Below are 14,412 nucleotides of genomic sequence, written 5' to 3' on the forward strand. Positions count from 1 at the left end.
CCTTATTATTCCAAATTAGTATCGCTTAGAAGAAATATCGTTGGATATCATTCCAAGTGACTAAAATCATTAATAACATCAAGAGGCCAAAACCAATCAAGGTAATGACACTTTCCGTTTCCACTCGTAGTGGGTTACCCCGAATGCCTTCAACAATGTTTAATAATAGTTTACCACCATCAAGGGCTGGAATTGGTAATAAATTGACAATTCCCAGGTTGATCGACAAGACTGCCAGCAAATAAATCACCGTTCGCAGACCTGATTTAGCCGCTTGCGAGGTCGTGGCAAAGATAGCGACCGGGCCACCTAAATCGTTCAAACTGAAGCCATGCGTGACCATCCGGCCGAGGACCTGAAAAATCTGTTTGGTGATATTCCATGAGCCCGTAAACCCATAGGCCAATTTGGCACCAAAACTCTTGTCAATCTTCGTCGCCCACATCACGCCGATTTGGCCGATGCGATTACCAGAGACCGTCTTAGCAGCTGGTGTTACCGTAATTTTTTTGGTTTGACCATCACGTTTGATCGTCAAACGCAACCGTTGCTTGGGACTGTCTTGAATCAGGAGCGAAATCGACTGCGCACTGGTCATCTTTTTACCATTGACGGCGACAATTTGATCACCTTTTTGAATCCCAGCTTGACGCGCAACCGAATTGGCCGTCGTCGCCGCAACATTAGTCGTCGTACTCGTCACGCCGCCCTGCATGAACGCCAGGATTGCAAACGTGATGATGGCTAAGATGAAGTTATTCATGGGACCAGCAAAATTGGTCAGCATCCGCTGCCAAAGCTTGGCTGACTGAAATTGAACATCTACTGGGGCAATCTGCACCTCAGTCCCATCACTTTCGATAATGGTCGCATCGTGGTCGACTGAATAACGTTTAACTTCGCTCTCATCGCCATTCTCATAGCCTTCGATCCATAGCTCGCGCTCTAAGTCGGTCGCCGTGACAGATAGCGGAATCCCGTTGAACAACGTCGTCTTCTTACTAGCATTGATTGAATGGACGATGCCATCCTGACCGATCTGTAAGCTGACTGGCGTTCCGGGTTTCAGTTCCTCATCCTCATCGTCAGCGACTCCGGCCATCCGCACGTACCCACCAATTGGCAAGAAACGTAACGTATAAGTCGTCGCATTCCGCCGAAACGCAACTGCCTTGGGTCCCATCCCAACAGAAAATTCACGCACCAAAATCCCAGCCTTTTTGGCAAAATAGAAGTGCCCAAATTCATGGACGATAACCAAGATTCCGAAAACGATAATGAACGTAATAATTGTAACGATCAATTTAGCGCCCCTTTCTTCCGCGTTTCGGGTATTCGCTTAGAACAAGCCGAATAAGTGTGCAATTGGGAAAACTAATAACATACTATCAAAACGGTCTAAAATCCCACCGTGTCCTGGTAAGATCTTACCAGAATCTTTAACGCCATAGTAGCGTTTTAAGGCTGATTCGACGAGATCGCCGAATTGCCCCACGATTGATAAGACAATCGTAATCAAAATCATACTGATGGCACTCGCATAGCCAACATGGAACCCGATGGCAAACGCACTGGCGATGATGACACCAATCACGCTACCACCGATGCAGCCTTCCCACGTCTTATTGGGACTAATGGGTGTCACCTTATGTTTACCAAGCTTGCGGCCAACCATGTACGCACCACTATCTGTTGCCCACACGATGAACATTAAGAACAACAACATTTCAACGTTGATGCCACGTGCCGCGGTAAAGTAGTTGAAGCCCATCCCAATATACAAAATACTAAGCGTCAACACACCCGCATCATCGAATGAGAACCGATTGCGTGACCAGACGGTGTGCAGCAATAACAGAATAACTAAGAAGTAAACCACATATTCTTTATTGAGCTGATCTGGTAAGCCATTGAACCATTTTGTCGGCGCAATTTGAATCATAACTGCGAGCATACTAACGATGGCCTCAAATGAAATCAATAGTTTCTTACGCATGATGAGTAATTCACTCATCGCGATGGCACCGAGCAACATGGCAACGATGTCTAAAGTAATCCCACCCACAAAAATGACTGGGATAAATAAAATTAACGCAACGACTGCCGTAATGACCCGTTGTTTCATACTGAAAACTCCCTTTTATTTATGATCAGACAACCCGCCGAAGCGCCGATCACGACTCTGAAAGTCCGCGATACAAGCTTGCAGGGTCGTCGCTGTGAAGTCTGGCCACTTGACGTCCGTGAAGACCAGTTCACTATAAGCAATCTGCCACATTAAGAAATTTGAGATTCGTTCTTCACCGCTCGTTCGAATCAGCAAATCTGGATCATTATAAGGGGCAAGTGGTGCCGTCATCAACGCCGCGTCGACGGTCGCATCATCAATATCAGCGACATCTAATTCACCATCACGCACCCGCTTGGCAATCTGTTGCACACCCGTCACGATTTCGGCCCGTGAGCCATAGTTGAGGGCAAAGTTTAACACCATGCCGTCACACTGCTGCGTATCCGCAATCGCATCTTGAACGGCTTTTTGCGTGGCAGCGGGCAACCGGTCGATATACCCCATCACCTGTACCCGCACATTATTCTTGACTAAATCGGGAACGAACGTGTCAAAGAAACTCACGGGCAACTGCATCAGGTAATTGACCTCGTCAGTTGGCCGCTTCCAATTTTCAGTAGAAAATGCATACAGTGTCAAGACTTTGACGCCTAAATCACTGGCTGCGATGGTAATTTTTTTGACCGTGTTCATGCCTTCTTTGTGTCCAGCAATTCGCGGTAAGTGCCGTGACTTTGCCCAGCGGCCGTTGCCATCCATAATGATGGCGATGTGTGCTGGAATGCGGTTTGGATCCAGTTGAATCTCAGTTTGATCGGCAGGATCATCCTTATTAAAAAAAGCGAACAAAGCGCACCTCCATAAAATTAGCTTAACTATGCACTATTTTACCAAAAAATGCAGCAATTAACTATTCGTCAACAAAAAAAGGCTTGAATTTCTCCAAGCCTTAATAAATTGGTCGGTAATTAGCCTTCCAAAATTTCTTTTTCTTTGTCCGCTACGATCGCGTCGACATCCTTGCCGGCTTGATCAGTCAGCTTTTGGGCTTGATCTTCCAACTGATGAAGTTGGTCATCAGTGAATTGACCATCCTTGTGGCCCTTCTTCAAAGCTTCCATGGCGTCACGCCGAACGTTCCGTACAGCAACCTTCGCGCGTTCACCTTCAGCCTTGACATCCTTGGCTAATTCTTTACGGCGTTCTTCCGTCAATTGTGGAATCACCAACCGAATGGCAGAGCCGTCATTAGCAGGACTGATTCCTAAATCTGAAGCCAAAATTGCCTTTTCGATTTCCTTAAGGGCACTCTTATCAAACGGTGTCACCATTAAGACCCGTGGTTCTGGGACCGTGATTGCGGCCATCTGATTCAATGGTGTTTGTGCGCCATAGTAATCTGCTGAGATCCGGTTCAACAATGAGGCGTTGGCGCGTCCGGCACGAATGTTACCTAATTCGCGTTGGAGTGCGGCTTCAGCCTTCTTCATCCGTTCTTGTGCTTCTTTTAAAATTGGTTCTGTGACTGCCATCTTATTTCCCCCTGACTGTTGTACCGATGTGTTCACCGGCAACGACTTTCCGAATATTGCCAGGCTCGTTCAAGTTGAAGACCACAACCGGAATATCATTATCCATCGACAATGAACTAGCCGTCGTATCCATGACTTGAAGGCCCTTGTTGATAATATCAAGATGCGTTAAATTATCGAACTTGACCGCGTTGGCATCCTTATTAGGGTCGGCGGAGTAAACGCCATCAACCCCATTTTTAGCCATCAGAATTGCATCTGCGTTGATTTCTGCAGCCCGCAAAGCAGCGGTCGTATCGGTTGAGAAGTATGGACTACCCGTACCACCGGCAAAAATAACGATCCGCCGCTTTTCCAGGTGCCGCATTGCCTTACGCCGAATGTAAGGTTCCGCGATTTGCCGCATTTCAATCGACGTTTGGACCCGTGTCGGAACACCAATCGACTCCAAGTTATCTTGAAGCGCGAGTGCATTCATGATTGTTGCGAGCATGCCAATATAGTCGGCTTGTGCTCGTTCCATTCCCATCTGGGCACCGGCTTCACCGCGCCACATGTTGCCACCGCCGACAACGATTGCAATTTGTACGCCCATGTCATAGACGTCCTTTAATTCCTCTGCCACCGTTTTAATGACGGGTGGATTGATTCCAAAACCCTTTTCACCCGCTAAGGCTTCACCACTAAGTTTTAGAATCACGCGCTTATATTTAACTTCCGACATCGTCTTGTCCTCCTCGAAATTATCTGTCTATTATTTTACCATATATTTGAATTAGCGTTTGGCTTGCAAGCACAATCCGCGCGAAAAATTAACCGAATTCTCTTTTTAAAGCGGCTTCACGCCCTGGCAACAAAAAAGAGACCGCGGCAAAAATAACTTTTTGTCGCAATCCCCAATTAGCTAATCCTTTAGACAGTAATTAGTCTTTGATTTGGCTCATAACTTCATCGATAAAGTTGTCAGCCTTCTTTTCGATTCCTTCGCCAACTTCGAAGCGAATGAATGCGTTAACCTTGCCACCCTTTGATTCAACAAAGTGTGCAACCGTTTGGTCAGAATCCTTAACGAATTCTTGGTCGTCTAAGCTGATTTCTGAGAGCCACTTGTTCAAACGGCCTTCAACCATCTTTTCAATGATCTTTTCAGGTTTGCCTTCGTTCAAGGCTTCCTTAACTAAAACTTCTTTTTCATGTGCTAACCGGTGAGCAGGCACTTGTTCGCGGTTAACGTATTCTGGGTTGATGGCAGCAACGTGCATGGCAACATCCTTAGCAGTTGCGCTGTCCGCACCGTCTAACACAACTAAAGCGGCAATTTGGCCACCGTTATGGATGTATGAACCAAAGTTTTGGTCGGCACCCTTTTCAACCACTTGGAAACGGCGAAGGCTGATCTTTTCACCAGTAACTTGAGTCGTTTCGATAACGTCATCTTTGATCGTACCGTTAGCCGTCTTTAAAGCTAAGGCATCGTCAACAGATGCTGGGTTTTCTTCTGCGATCTTGTCAGCAACTTCAGCGACTAAGTCCTTGAACTTGTCAGTTGAAGCAACTGAGTCAGTTTCACAGTTGACTTCAACAATGGCAGCCTTGTTGTCTTTGATGGCAACAGCGGCGATACCTTCAGCGGCAACCCGGCCACTCTTCTTTTCAGCCTTGGCAACCCCTTTTTCACGTAAAACGTCAACGGCTTTTTCCATGTCGCCTTCAGTTTCAACCAACGCCTTTTTAGCGTCCATCATACCAACACCGGTTTTATCACGAAGTTCTTTAACTTGTGCTGCAGAAATCTTTGCCATAGTTTACTCTCCTTTGAGTCTCTTGTTTTTAGATAAAAAGCTGCCCACAAAATCAGGCCGTAATGGTCCGCGATTTTTAGGCAGCCTAATTATTTCAATTAATTATTTGTCAGACTTTGCGTCGTTGTCGCCTTCAACAGCTTCAACGATGTCTTCCAATGAATCAACGGACTTCTTAGCATCCTTGTCATCTTTGAAAGAATCTTCAGTAACGTCTTCGTCTTCACCTTGACGACCTTCAATGACAGCGTCAGCCATCTTAGAAGTGATCAAACGAACGGCACGGATAGCGTCATCGTTTGATGGGATAATAACATCGATATCATCTGGATCGGTGTTCGTATCAACCATGGCAACGATTGGAATGTTCAACTTTTGAGCTTCCTTAACCGCAATTTGTTCCTTGCGAGGGTCAACGATGAAGATAACGTCTGGAATCCGAGGCATGTCTTCGATACCGCCCAAGAATTTTTCGAGCTTAGCCCGTTGCTTCATTAATAATGAAACTTCCTTCTTAGGTAAACGTTCGAAAGTACCGTCAGCTTCCATCTTCTTCAAGTCTTTAAGACGCTTGATCCGAGTTTGGATGGTGTTCCAGTTGGTCAAAGTCCCACCTAACCAACGATGGTTAACGTAGTATTGACCTGCACGAGTTGCTTCTTCTTCGATTGAATCTTGGGCTTGTTTCTTAGTCCCAACAAACAAGATAACGCCATCATCAGCGGCAGCGTCCTTAACGAAGTTGTAAGCTGAGTCGATCATCTTGACCGTCTTTTGTAAGTCAATGATGTAGATTCCGTTACGTTCCGTAAAGATGTATGGTTTCATCTTTGGGTTCCAACGACGAGTTTGGTGACCGAAATGGACACCGGCTTCAAGCAATTGTTTCATAGAAATAACAGCCATAATAAATGTGCCTCCAAAAAATTTGTTTTATTCCTCCCCACTGCTCATCTAATTACGACACTCTCCCGAGCACCGCCGTAATTATCCCAGTAGGTGTGAATTGGTTTTAACACCGAAAATTAGTATACCGAAAATCCCGGTTGTATGCAAGCAATTTCAGCAAGAATTTGTGAATTACAGAAAGTGTGTTAAAATACTATCTCGCATAGGGGGCTCACTTAATTATGATAAAAGCCATCATTTTTGATCTTGACGATACGTTATATGATCAAAAATCACCGTTTGTCGCTGCTTTAACCAAAACTTATCAATCGGTTTTAAGTCAGGACGAATTGGCAAAAATATTTAATCGGTTCCACGATTTCAATGAACAAACCTTTAATCAAGTCATGGACACGACGATGAGTCTTGAAGCTTGGCAGACCGCTAGAATTCGCCATGCCTTAGCACCCATCGTCAAACACGTCAGTACCGATTGGGCCATTCAATTTGAAATGGCTTATCAACAGGCACTCAACCACATCAGTTTGTTCGATGGACTGGCTGGCACGCTGACCAAGCTAAGCCAAGCGTTCAAAATCGGCGTCATTACCAATGGTCCAGCACCGATCCAGCATCAAAAGCTGCACCAACTTCAAATTGAACATTTCGTTCACCCAGACAATATTTTTATTTCTGATGAACTTGGTATTGCTAAGCCGGACCCATCCATCTTCACCACCTGGGCACATCAGGTCGGCATTAAGGCTAATGAAGCCGTCTATGTCGGTGATAATGCGGCGCTAGATATGACCAGCGCCAAACACGCCGGCTGGCAAACTTTTTGGTTTAATTATCGACACAATGACCAAGTCACTCCAAGTGTCATTCCGGACCAAATCATTCAGAGCCCTGCTGAATTAAACGAGCTCCTACTGACATTGGTTCAGGCAGCCAGTGCGTCGTAAGCTGAAGCATCGTGCGTTGATTTCGATTTTCAGCGATACTTTTAAAACAGACCTTAGTCAGCGAGCTTGGCTGAGGCCTGTTTTTTGTTGCGCGATTTGCGACAGTCTTGATTGTTAAAACCGTATACATATTAAAAAGACGTGATACCCGTCCCAGTTGCCTTGGTATACGTCGTCTGCTTGTGCAGTCTTAACAGTTCGTTAGGTTTATTTATATTGTCCTGACCCGTCTTAAGCAGCTGTACAACTTCGATTAATTGACCTGTATCCTTTCCAATTTGAGATGCAGTTCACTCGTTGTCAGATGTCTGTCCGTTGTACCGATTGCGCCACCGTGATATGATATCACATGTAGAGGAAGGGCTACTTGACCTAGCCCACACCCGCATGTATGACGCAATATCTTAATTTGCTACATTGTACGAGAATGCTTTTTTACCGTCGTTAGAAACTTAAACCACAGTATATCAGTTTTAACCCTGATGTTTTTTGCACGGCTTAAATTTAGGACTGCACGACTGTAAATGTCATACGCGACTGCAAGCAAAGGATAGCTTGAACTGCCGATACGACAATCATCAAAGTCAAGCACCATCATGACGCACCGCAACACCTCATTCAATTTCAATTAACTTTTGTAAGTGTTGTCCTGCGCCATCGCTGCGATGTACCACACGGCCTAATTACCCGTATGCAGCAATAACTGATCGTGTCGGCTTATGCTTCGCAGATCGGTTCCAATACAAAAAGTGTGTTCTAGCCTTCTTTAAAGGAAGTTTAGAACACACTTTTTCTTTTTCAGTCTCGGCGACGAACATCAATGCTTTTGGCTTATTAAAAATCCAGTCTAGATATGGCCGCTGCTTTTGAGCATAGTCGCTGGCTTCATGCAACACACAACATTCCGGCAATGCGACATGCGATGGAACCGGCACCAAATCAAAATAACATTCTTAAACTTATGGCTCATTTGTACCGTCTACAAATGGATTTTGCGATAAATATAGTTATTCAAAGGCTTACCAACACTCGTCAGGTACATTAACACCATGGCGACAATAAAATACACGATATTAAAATAGACATTATTAAATAAATAGATTGCAAATGCCACCACAAGGATCAAAGTAAAAATGAAATCCACGAAATGAATGTTTTTAACCGTTTTTCTTTCATTGGTTGCCTCCTCAATAATCTTGAAATATAAATGTACGCATTGGGCTAGTTAATTTGTCATGATTCATGATTAAAACGTGCCAGTGATAAGTTCATGTACTACCAGCTGAGACCCGCTGGAAAATAAGGCGAGTTCACGGAAACTTGCTGTTGTGGAGACGTCCTAGGCCGGCTTCCAGGCATTCTGGTCAATGGCCGGAACGCGGTGAACACAGATTTAAGCCGACAACCCACGTCTTAAATACTGGTCTTTCACTAACCAAGCCAAAAACGCTTGCTAAGTGGAATTTCATCGCTGAGCATTGTCAGAAACACCCTCCAGCCTGGATGGTATTCGAAAGGCGAATATTGTGGACTCAAATTTTGATGGATTGATCGTTGGCTCCTAAGTAGACGGTCATTTTGGCATTAAACTATCAGACTGTTTTCTAATAATTGTTCAGCTTCCTTATCCATGATTTAATACTTCGGACACGCAGTTTCACTGAAATTGGCAGAATTTTCTCTAGTCGCCTGAGATAGCAAAGTCTCAAATTATAAACGACGGCAATTTCATCGACTCATTTCAAGACTAATTGCCATTGAATTTGTGGTATTGAGATGAGTAAATAGCATTCAGGAATCTTCTCAGTAATTAAATGCTATAAGTCTTTATCGATACCAACTAAAAGTTTGCCTGAAGGACCAGTCACTTAATATTCAGTGGTCAATTGCACCCAGATAGGTGGCTGTTCATCTGCCATTCGAGTGGGTTCCCGACTGTAGGGGCTGGCTGACAATGCTCAAGGGCGAAGTTCTTCTTGTCCGGGTGAGTTCCCCAGGCTAGAAGAAGACTCGTATTTGAAATTGCGCAGTGGGTTTCTGCGTGAGTTCAAATCGATGTCCGCCCTGTTCCAGCGTTGTCAGCCAGCCCCGGAAGTTGGACTAACGCGCGTATCGGCTGACGAACAGGACGCCAACTTGTCATGATTTAACCATCTTTAAGGCTAAATCATAACTAGCACAACGCGTAAATGTGTATAAAGCTAATAAGCACGAATTCTCGGCTTTTCGATGCACAATGTAATATAACCAATCGCCTAAAATTTCAGCTTTAATAATTGCTGGTTTGAGCCCATTTCAAAAGATTTAGGCGACGAGTTCACGTTTTTCTGGCACGCTTAATTCGTCGTTGAAACAATTTTACCATTATCGAGCGTCTTCTCAAATGTATGTGGCCATCCGTGCTGTGTAATTCCAATTAAAGAAGGACAGAATGGCATCGCTTTCTACCACTCGACAGCTGCACGCGCAATCTTGCAATCAATTCCTTCCAAATTCAACATGAAAATAAAAAAAGATGATAACAAGAAATCAAAAAGATTTTCGTTACCATCCATTTTACAAACCGAAACCTAAGTCCCAGTTGCTTTTAATTAACGATTGTCGAAATTAGTCAAACTTAACTTGCGTGTCAGCTTTACCAGTTTCGATGAATTGCTTGTTGCTGTTCATTGAAACGTGCACCATGTTGTGAACGGCAGTTTCAGTGTAGAAAGCCGTATGTGGTGTAATCAAAACGTTGTCACGGTTGAACAAGTTCATGAAGACCTTGTCATCAATCGTTTGACCTTCAAGATCCTTGTTGAAGATCTTAGTTTCGTATTCGTAGGTATCGAGGGCAGCACCGGCAACTTTGCCACTGTCCAAGGCTTTGATCAAGTCTTCTGAGTCGATGAGTGTCCCACGAGCGAAGTTTAAGATGTAGGCGCCATCTTTCATCTTGCTGAAGGCATCCGCATTTAACATGTGGTAGTTATCCTTCAATGCAGGAACGTGTAACGTGATAACATCAGCTTGGGCGTATAATTCGTCCAAAGTATCAACGTACATACCTTCTTTTTCAAGTTCAGCATTCCGGTAAACATCGTAACCGATAACCTTAGCACCGAAACCTTTGAAGATATCAATGGCTGCGCGACCGATACGGCCAGTACCAATAACACCAACAGTCATCGTGTTTAATTCTTTAGCGATGTCTGGAGCCCAACGGAAGTCTTGCTTAGCTAACTTCTTGTTGAACATTGGGGTTTGACGTAATAATTGCATCAATTGCGTTACTGATAATTCAGCAATCGCATTTGGTGAGTATGCAGGTACGTTAGAAATGTTTAAGCCACGTGCTTTAACAGTAGGAACGTCCAAGTTATCAACACCAACGTTACGAAGAGAGATGTTCTTAACCCCTTCGTCGGCTAACTTGTTTAATACTTCAGCAGTATAGTCCTTTTGTTGGTATACATCGGCACCGTCGAAGCCTTTAGCTAAGTCAACGTTGTCTTCAGTAAGTAATTCTGGAACTAATTTTACTTCAACATCTGGGTTTTCTTTCATCCAAGTATCGAAGAATGGACGTTCGTCATCACGTACAGCATATGCAATAATTTTCATTACAAAAATTCCTCCTATATATTGATACATTAAACATTATAACAGTAAATGCCAGAAATAAAATCATAAATTGTGAAAACTTTGCTAAATTTTTACATCGTGTGCTGACAAGTATTTTAGCTTGGCAGCTCTCGATTGATGTTTGAAGGCATATTCGGCCTTTAAGGCACTTGATTTATCATTGAAAGTTTCATGGTAGATCATTTTAACGGGCCGTCGTGATTTGACCCGCGTATACTTGGCACCCTTCCCGGCATTGTGGGTTGCTAGCCGCCGTTCCAGATTGTCTGTAAAGCCGCCATAGAGGGTCGCGTCAGCACAGAGTAGCACGTAAAAGTAATACTGCTTGACAGTCACTTGGTCAGCAGGATGTGTATCAGCAGTCTGTTCGGCCATTGACTCTGTGGAAGATTGTGAATCGACTGTCGCCGCGTTGGCCTTCAGCTTTTTTTGTTTCGACTTTGGCTTTACCGGCTTCAATTTTTGGGACTTCGACTTTGGTTGTGTCGACTGCGACTTTTTTGACCGCGGCTTTAGTGAGACCTGCTTACCTTTCGTCCGTCGCTTAGAAGCCGTAGTAGCTGGCGTCGCTGGTTCAGATTCAACTGGTTTATGCTTTTGTTTCGCCATAAAGTAACGTGTGCACCTCTTTTCCATAGGTGCCATCGGCGTGGTAAACGACTAACGGCGGTAAAATTCGAACGCCGTTTGGTTTGCCGTCCTTGATCATTTCGATCAGGACCATGTTCGCTTCCCGGTCAGCCTTGGGATGCACGAATCGCAGCCGTTTTGGTGCTAAACGGTGCGCCTGCATTAAGGTGAATAATTCATCTAGACGTTCTGGACGATGAACAAAGTAGGCTTTGCCATTCATTTTAAGTAAATCACTTGTCACCGCTAAAATCTGGTCCAAATTGGCCGAAAGCTCATGGCGTGCGATGGCCAGGTGCGGATTGGGATTTTTGACGCTCAGTGGCTGGTCCTTAAAATAAGGTGGATTACACAGGACCGTATCCACGGAATCTTTGGGTAGTTGTTGCGTAATTTTTAATAAATCTTCATTAAGTACTGTCATCTGCGCCGTCAAATCATTCAAAACAACGCTCCGTTCAGCCATATCCGCAAGGCGCGGTTGGATTTCGACAGCGGTGATGTGGCCGTGCGTCTTGGCACTGACAAATAACCCAACGGCACCATTGCCAGCACACAGGTCGACAATCTGACTCTTGGCCCCCTTCGCAACCTGGGCGAAGTCCCCCAATAAGACCGCGTCCAATGAGAACGCAAAGACTTGGGAACTCTGAATAATTTGAACTTGTTTACTATATAGTTGGTCAATCCGCTCATCGGCGTGTAACGTGACATCTGCCATGTTCGGCCACCTCTCTTCTGAATTCACTGCAACGTTATCATACAATTAACTTGCAGAATTTATCAAATTTCGTCATACTGTGAGCAGTTAGTAATTGAAAGGAAGATCGTCATGTTTTATTCATTCATGCGCGGACTCGTCCGGCTCATCATCACGGCAATCAATGGTCGCCCCCGTTATCAAGGACGCGAAAACCTTCCCGAAGGCGCTTATATCCTGGTTGGACCGCACCGTACTTGGTTCGATCCGCTGTACTACGCCCTCGCTGGCAGTCCAATGAAATTCAGTTTTATGGCTAAGGAAGAATTATTTAAAAACCCGGTCTTGCGGTTCATCCTGGTTCATGCCAATGCGTTTCCAGTCAACCGGAAACACCCAGGACCGTCCGCCATCAAGACGCCCGTCAAATTTTTGCGAAGCGGCAAATTATCACTGATTATGTACCCTTCAGGAACGCGCCACTCGCAAGAATTAAAAGGCGGTGCGACCGTGATTGCCAAGATGGCGGGTGTCCCACTCGTTCCAACGGTGTATCAAGGCCCATTGACGTTCAAACAACTGTTTAGTCGCCAGCAAGTCACCGTACGCTTCGGTGAACCAATTTACGTTGACCGCAAGCTCAAACTCGATGATGCCGGTCAAAAACAAATTGAAACACAAATGTTAACGGCGTTTGATGACTTAGATCGGCAAATTGATCCATCCTTCAAATACGTTGATCCTGCTAGTACCAAGAAATAGGTCTAGCCATCAAAAAAGTGTCGGTTGCAACTTGCGACCGGCACTTTTTTGAACGCTTACTTTTTATCGTTTTTAGATGCAGCCTTCATCGAGTTCAACATCTGATGAAGCTTCTTCTCGGATGGGCGCTGACCCATTTGCATCATCATGCTCCGAAGCATTTCTTCGCTAATCGGCGGGTTTTGCTTCAAGTAGTTTTGCATATAGTGTCGCGCACCAAAGAAACCACCGGTTAAACCGACCAATACACCGATCACGACGATTAAAATCCAAATTCCAGTAGACACAGTCATTCCCCTCCCTTATTACAGTCTTCATTAAACTAGTCTACACAAATTAATAATAAAAGAAAAGGAAAATTTGTCAGTTGGCAAATTTTCCTGAAATCGGTTAATCATCCCGAAGACCGCGATCACGTTGAACCTGGCGGACCTTTTCTGGGGTAACTTCCTTACCGTCCTTATCATAGACCTGAAGCATTTCGACTTGTTGCCGAAACCCAGCCCGGAATTCTTTTAAATATTTTTCGCGTAACTCTTGTCGTTCCGCTTCTTCTAACTCGGTTAGCCCTTCAGCTTTCGCCTTATGAGCCAACTCATTGATCCGAGCGATTAATTCTTTTGAAATCAAAGCAGCAGCTCCCTTCATCAAAGCAATATACACGAAAATGGACACTAAATCAATTAATTGTGTTTGTCAACCGAACATTTGTTTGAAAGCTGGCAAACGCTATGCTACAATTGGTTTAACCATTAATGATAAAAAAAATGAGGTGCCAAGATGAGTAAAACATCGGAAAGCAAACAAATGGCCGTTCTCCGTTTTATTTATGAACGCGTCAATGAAAAAGGATATCCGCCAACCGTACGTGAAATTGGCGAAGCCGTTGACTTATCTTCGACTTCCACCGTTCACGGACATATTTCACGGCTTGAAAAGAAAGGGTTAATTCAAAAGGACCCGACTAAGCCGCGAGCAATCGAAGTCACGCCCGCTGGTTTTGAAGCCCTCGGGGTCGAAACAACGCCCCACCAGATTCCAGTGCTTGGAACCGTTACTGCCGGCCAGCCAATTCTCGCAGTCCAAGAAGCAACCGACTATTTTCCAATTCCAAAGGAACTCGAATCATTCGGCGGCGACTTGTTTATGCTGACGATTCGCGGTGAAAGTATGATCAACATTGGCATCATGAATGGTGACCAAGTCATCGTTCGCCGTCAAAGCTCGGCTGACAATGGCGACATTATCATTGCGATGACCGACGAGAACGAAGCCACTTGCAAGCGATTCTTCAAAGAAGCGGACCATTACCGCCTGCAGCCAGAAAATGATACGATGGCGCCAATTATTTTAAATAACGTCTCCGTATTAGGTAAAGTTGTGGGACTCTACCGTGATATGCTCTATCAATAAACACTAATTTAAGGTGGCCTTG

General features: G+C 44.7%; 15 protein-coding genes. 3 read left to right on the forward strand and 12 right to left on the reverse strand.

The window, feature by feature from the left end; genetic code table 11:
- Window positions 1–25 precede the first annotated feature (25 nt).
- From rseP to rpsB, 7 genes are all read right to left on the reverse strand, one after another.
- Window positions 26–1,303: an RIP metalloprotease RseP gene (rseP, locus tag KGF70_RS11375; RefSeq protein ID WP_216786445.1), complete on the reverse strand. Its 1,278-nt coding sequence runs from the start codon at window positions 1,301–1,303 to the stop codon at window positions 26–28.
- Between the two features lie 36 nt (window positions 1,304–1,339).
- Window positions 1,340–2,125 (reverse strand): phosphatidate cytidylyltransferase, encoded by a 786-nt coding sequence (locus KGF70_RS11380; RefSeq protein ID WP_216769121.1) that lies wholly within the window; start codon window positions 2,123–2,125, stop codon window positions 1,340–1,342.
- Between the two features lie 15 nt (window positions 2,126–2,140).
- Window positions 2,141–2,920: an isoprenyl transferase gene (locus KGF70_RS11385; RefSeq protein ID WP_216769119.1), complete on the reverse strand. Its 780-nt coding sequence runs from the start codon at window positions 2,918–2,920 to the stop codon at window positions 2,141–2,143.
- Window positions 2,921–3,039: 119 nt separating this feature from the next.
- Window positions 3,040–3,603 (reverse strand): ribosome recycling factor, encoded by a 564-nt coding sequence (frr, locus tag KGF70_RS11390; RefSeq protein ID WP_003638966.1) that lies wholly within the window; start codon window positions 3,601–3,603, stop codon window positions 3,040–3,042.
- A gap of 1 nt (window position 3,604) precedes the next feature.
- Window positions 3,605–4,327 (reverse strand): UMP kinase, encoded by a 723-nt coding sequence (gene pyrH, locus KGF70_RS11395; RefSeq protein WP_003638967.1) that lies wholly within the window; start codon window positions 4,325–4,327, stop codon window positions 3,605–3,607.
- A gap of 199 nt (window positions 4,328–4,526) precedes the next feature.
- The gene (tsf, locus tag KGF70_RS11400; RefSeq protein WP_216769117.1) at window positions 4,527–5,405 is read right to left on the reverse strand and encodes a translation elongation factor Ts; all 879 of its coding nucleotides are present in this window, start codon (window positions 5,403–5,405) and stop codon (window positions 4,527–4,529) included.
- Between the two features lie 102 nt (window positions 5,406–5,507).
- On the reverse strand, window positions 5,508–6,311 hold the full coding sequence (gene rpsB / locus KGF70_RS11405; RefSeq protein ID WP_003638969.1) for a 30S ribosomal protein S2: 804 nt from the start codon (window positions 6,309–6,311) through the stop codon (window positions 5,508–5,510).
- A 224-nt stretch (window positions 6,312–6,535) separates the two neighbouring features.
- On the opposite strand from rpsB, the gene KGF70_RS11410 reads away from it, so the two are divergent.
- On the forward strand, window positions 6,536–7,258 hold the full coding sequence (locus KGF70_RS11410) for an HAD family hydrolase (RefSeq protein ID WP_216786446.1): 723 nt from the start codon (window positions 6,536–6,538) through the stop codon (window positions 7,256–7,258).
- Between the two features lie 2,607 nt (window positions 7,259–9,865).
- Here the strand turns inward: KGF70_RS11410 and KGF70_RS11415 are convergent.
- The 3 genes from KGF70_RS11415 to KGF70_RS11425 all read right to left on the reverse strand — a co-directional run bounded on the left by KGF70_RS11415 (window position 9,866) and on the right by KGF70_RS11425 (window position 12,236).
- A complete protein-coding gene (locus tag KGF70_RS11415; protein WP_050338482.1) occupies window positions 9,866–10,864 on the reverse strand; it encodes a D-2-hydroxyacid dehydrogenase in 999 nt (332 codons plus the stop codon).
- 84 nt (window positions 10,865–10,948) lie between these two features.
- Window positions 10,949–11,260, reverse strand: a complete 312-nt coding sequence (locus tag KGF70_RS11420) for a GIY-YIG nuclease family protein (RefSeq protein WP_101874307.1) — start codon at window positions 11,258–11,260, stop codon at window positions 10,949–10,951.
- A 214-nt stretch (window positions 11,261–11,474) separates the two neighbouring features.
- The gene (locus tag KGF70_RS11425) at window positions 11,475–12,236 is read right to left on the reverse strand and encodes a tRNA1(Val) (adenine(37)-N6)-methyltransferase (RefSeq protein ID WP_216769590.1); all 762 of its coding nucleotides are present in this window, start codon (window positions 12,234–12,236) and stop codon (window positions 11,475–11,477) included.
- A 111-nt stretch (window positions 12,237–12,347) separates the two neighbouring features.
- Between KGF70_RS11425 and KGF70_RS11430 the strand changes: the two genes are divergently transcribed.
- The gene (locus KGF70_RS11430) at window positions 12,348–12,977 is read left to right on the forward strand and encodes a 1-acyl-sn-glycerol-3-phosphate acyltransferase (protein WP_050338480.1); all 630 of its coding nucleotides are present in this window, start codon (window positions 12,348–12,350) and stop codon (window positions 12,975–12,977) included.
- A 56-nt stretch (window positions 12,978–13,033) separates the two neighbouring features.
- Here KGF70_RS11430 and KGF70_RS11435 read toward each other — a convergent pair whose 3' ends face one another.
- Together KGF70_RS11435 and KGF70_RS11440 are read right to left on the reverse strand one after the other, a co-directional pair.
- Window positions 13,034–13,270, reverse strand: a complete 237-nt coding sequence (locus KGF70_RS11435) for a YneF family protein (RefSeq protein ID WP_021336711.1) — start codon at window positions 13,268–13,270, stop codon at window positions 13,034–13,036.
- A gap of 97 nt (window positions 13,271–13,367) precedes the next feature.
- The gene (locus KGF70_RS11440; RefSeq protein WP_031267439.1) at window positions 13,368–13,625 is read right to left on the reverse strand and encodes a DUF896 domain-containing protein; all 258 of its coding nucleotides are present in this window, start codon (window positions 13,623–13,625) and stop codon (window positions 13,368–13,370) included.
- A gap of 132 nt (window positions 13,626–13,757) precedes the next feature.
- On the opposite strand from KGF70_RS11440, the gene lexA reads away from it, so the two are divergent.
- Window positions 13,758–14,390, forward strand: coding sequence for a transcriptional repressor LexA (gene lexA, locus KGF70_RS11445; protein ID WP_003638977.1), 633 nt, complete (start codon window positions 13,758–13,760; stop codon window positions 14,388–14,390).
- Window positions 14,391–14,412: the final 22 nt, after the last annotated feature.

It is taken from the genome of Lactiplantibacillus sp. 7.2.4 (genome assembly GCF_018991185.1).
Taxonomy (GTDB): Bacteria; Bacillota; Bacilli; order Lactobacillales; family Lactobacillaceae; genus Lactiplantibacillus; species Lactiplantibacillus pentosus.

What these genes read in the sequence shown, in the direction of transcription:
- KGF70_RS11440 (WP_031267439.1), bottom strand. Translation starts at nt 13,625, where the DNA reads ATGAAGGGAGCTGCTGCTTTGATTTCAAAAGAATTAATCGCTCGGATC.
- lexA (WP_003638977.1), top strand. Translation starts at nt 13,758, where the DNA reads ATGAGTAAAACATCGGAAAGCAAACAAATGGCCGTTCTCCGTTTTATT.
- pyrH (WP_003638967.1), bottom strand. Translation starts at nt 4,327, where the DNA reads ATGTCGGAAGTTAAATATAAGCGCGTGATTCTAAAACTTAGTGGTGAA.
- KGF70_RS11430 (WP_050338480.1), top strand. Translation starts at nt 12,348, where the DNA reads ATGTTTTATTCATTCATGCGCGGACTCGTCCGGCTCATCATCACGGCA.
- KGF70_RS11425 (WP_216769590.1), bottom strand. Translation starts at nt 12,236, where the DNA reads ATGGCAGATGTCACGTTACACGCCGATGAGCGGATTGACCAACTATAT.
- frr (WP_003638966.1), bottom strand. Translation starts at nt 3,603, where the DNA reads ATGGCAGTCACAGAACCAATTTTAAAAGAAGCACAAGAACGGATGAAG.
- KGF70_RS11435 (WP_021336711.1), bottom strand. Translation starts at nt 13,270, where the DNA reads ATGACTGTGTCTACTGGAATTTGGATTTTAATCGTCGTGATCGGTGTA.
- KGF70_RS11415 (WP_050338482.1), bottom strand. Translation starts at nt 10,864, where the DNA reads ATGAAAATTATTGCATATGCTGTACGTGATGACGAACGTCCATTCTTC.
- KGF70_RS11380 (WP_216769121.1), bottom strand. Translation starts at nt 2,125, where the DNA reads ATGAAACAACGGGTCATTACGGCAGTCGTTGCGTTAATTTTATTTATC.
- rpsB (WP_003638969.1), bottom strand. Translation starts at nt 6,311, where the DNA reads ATGGCTGTTATTTCTATGAAACAATTGCTTGAAGCCGGTGTCCATTTC.
- KGF70_RS11410 (WP_216786446.1), top strand. Translation starts at nt 6,536, where the DNA reads ATGATAAAAGCCATCATTTTTGATCTTGACGATACGTTATATGATCAA.
- KGF70_RS11420 (WP_101874307.1), bottom strand. Translation starts at nt 11,260, where the DNA reads ATGGCCGAACAGACTGCTGATACACATCCTGCTGACCAAGTGACTGTC.
- tsf (WP_216769117.1), bottom strand. Translation starts at nt 5,405, where the DNA reads ATGGCAAAGATTTCTGCAGCACAAGTTAAAGAACTTCGTGATAAAACC.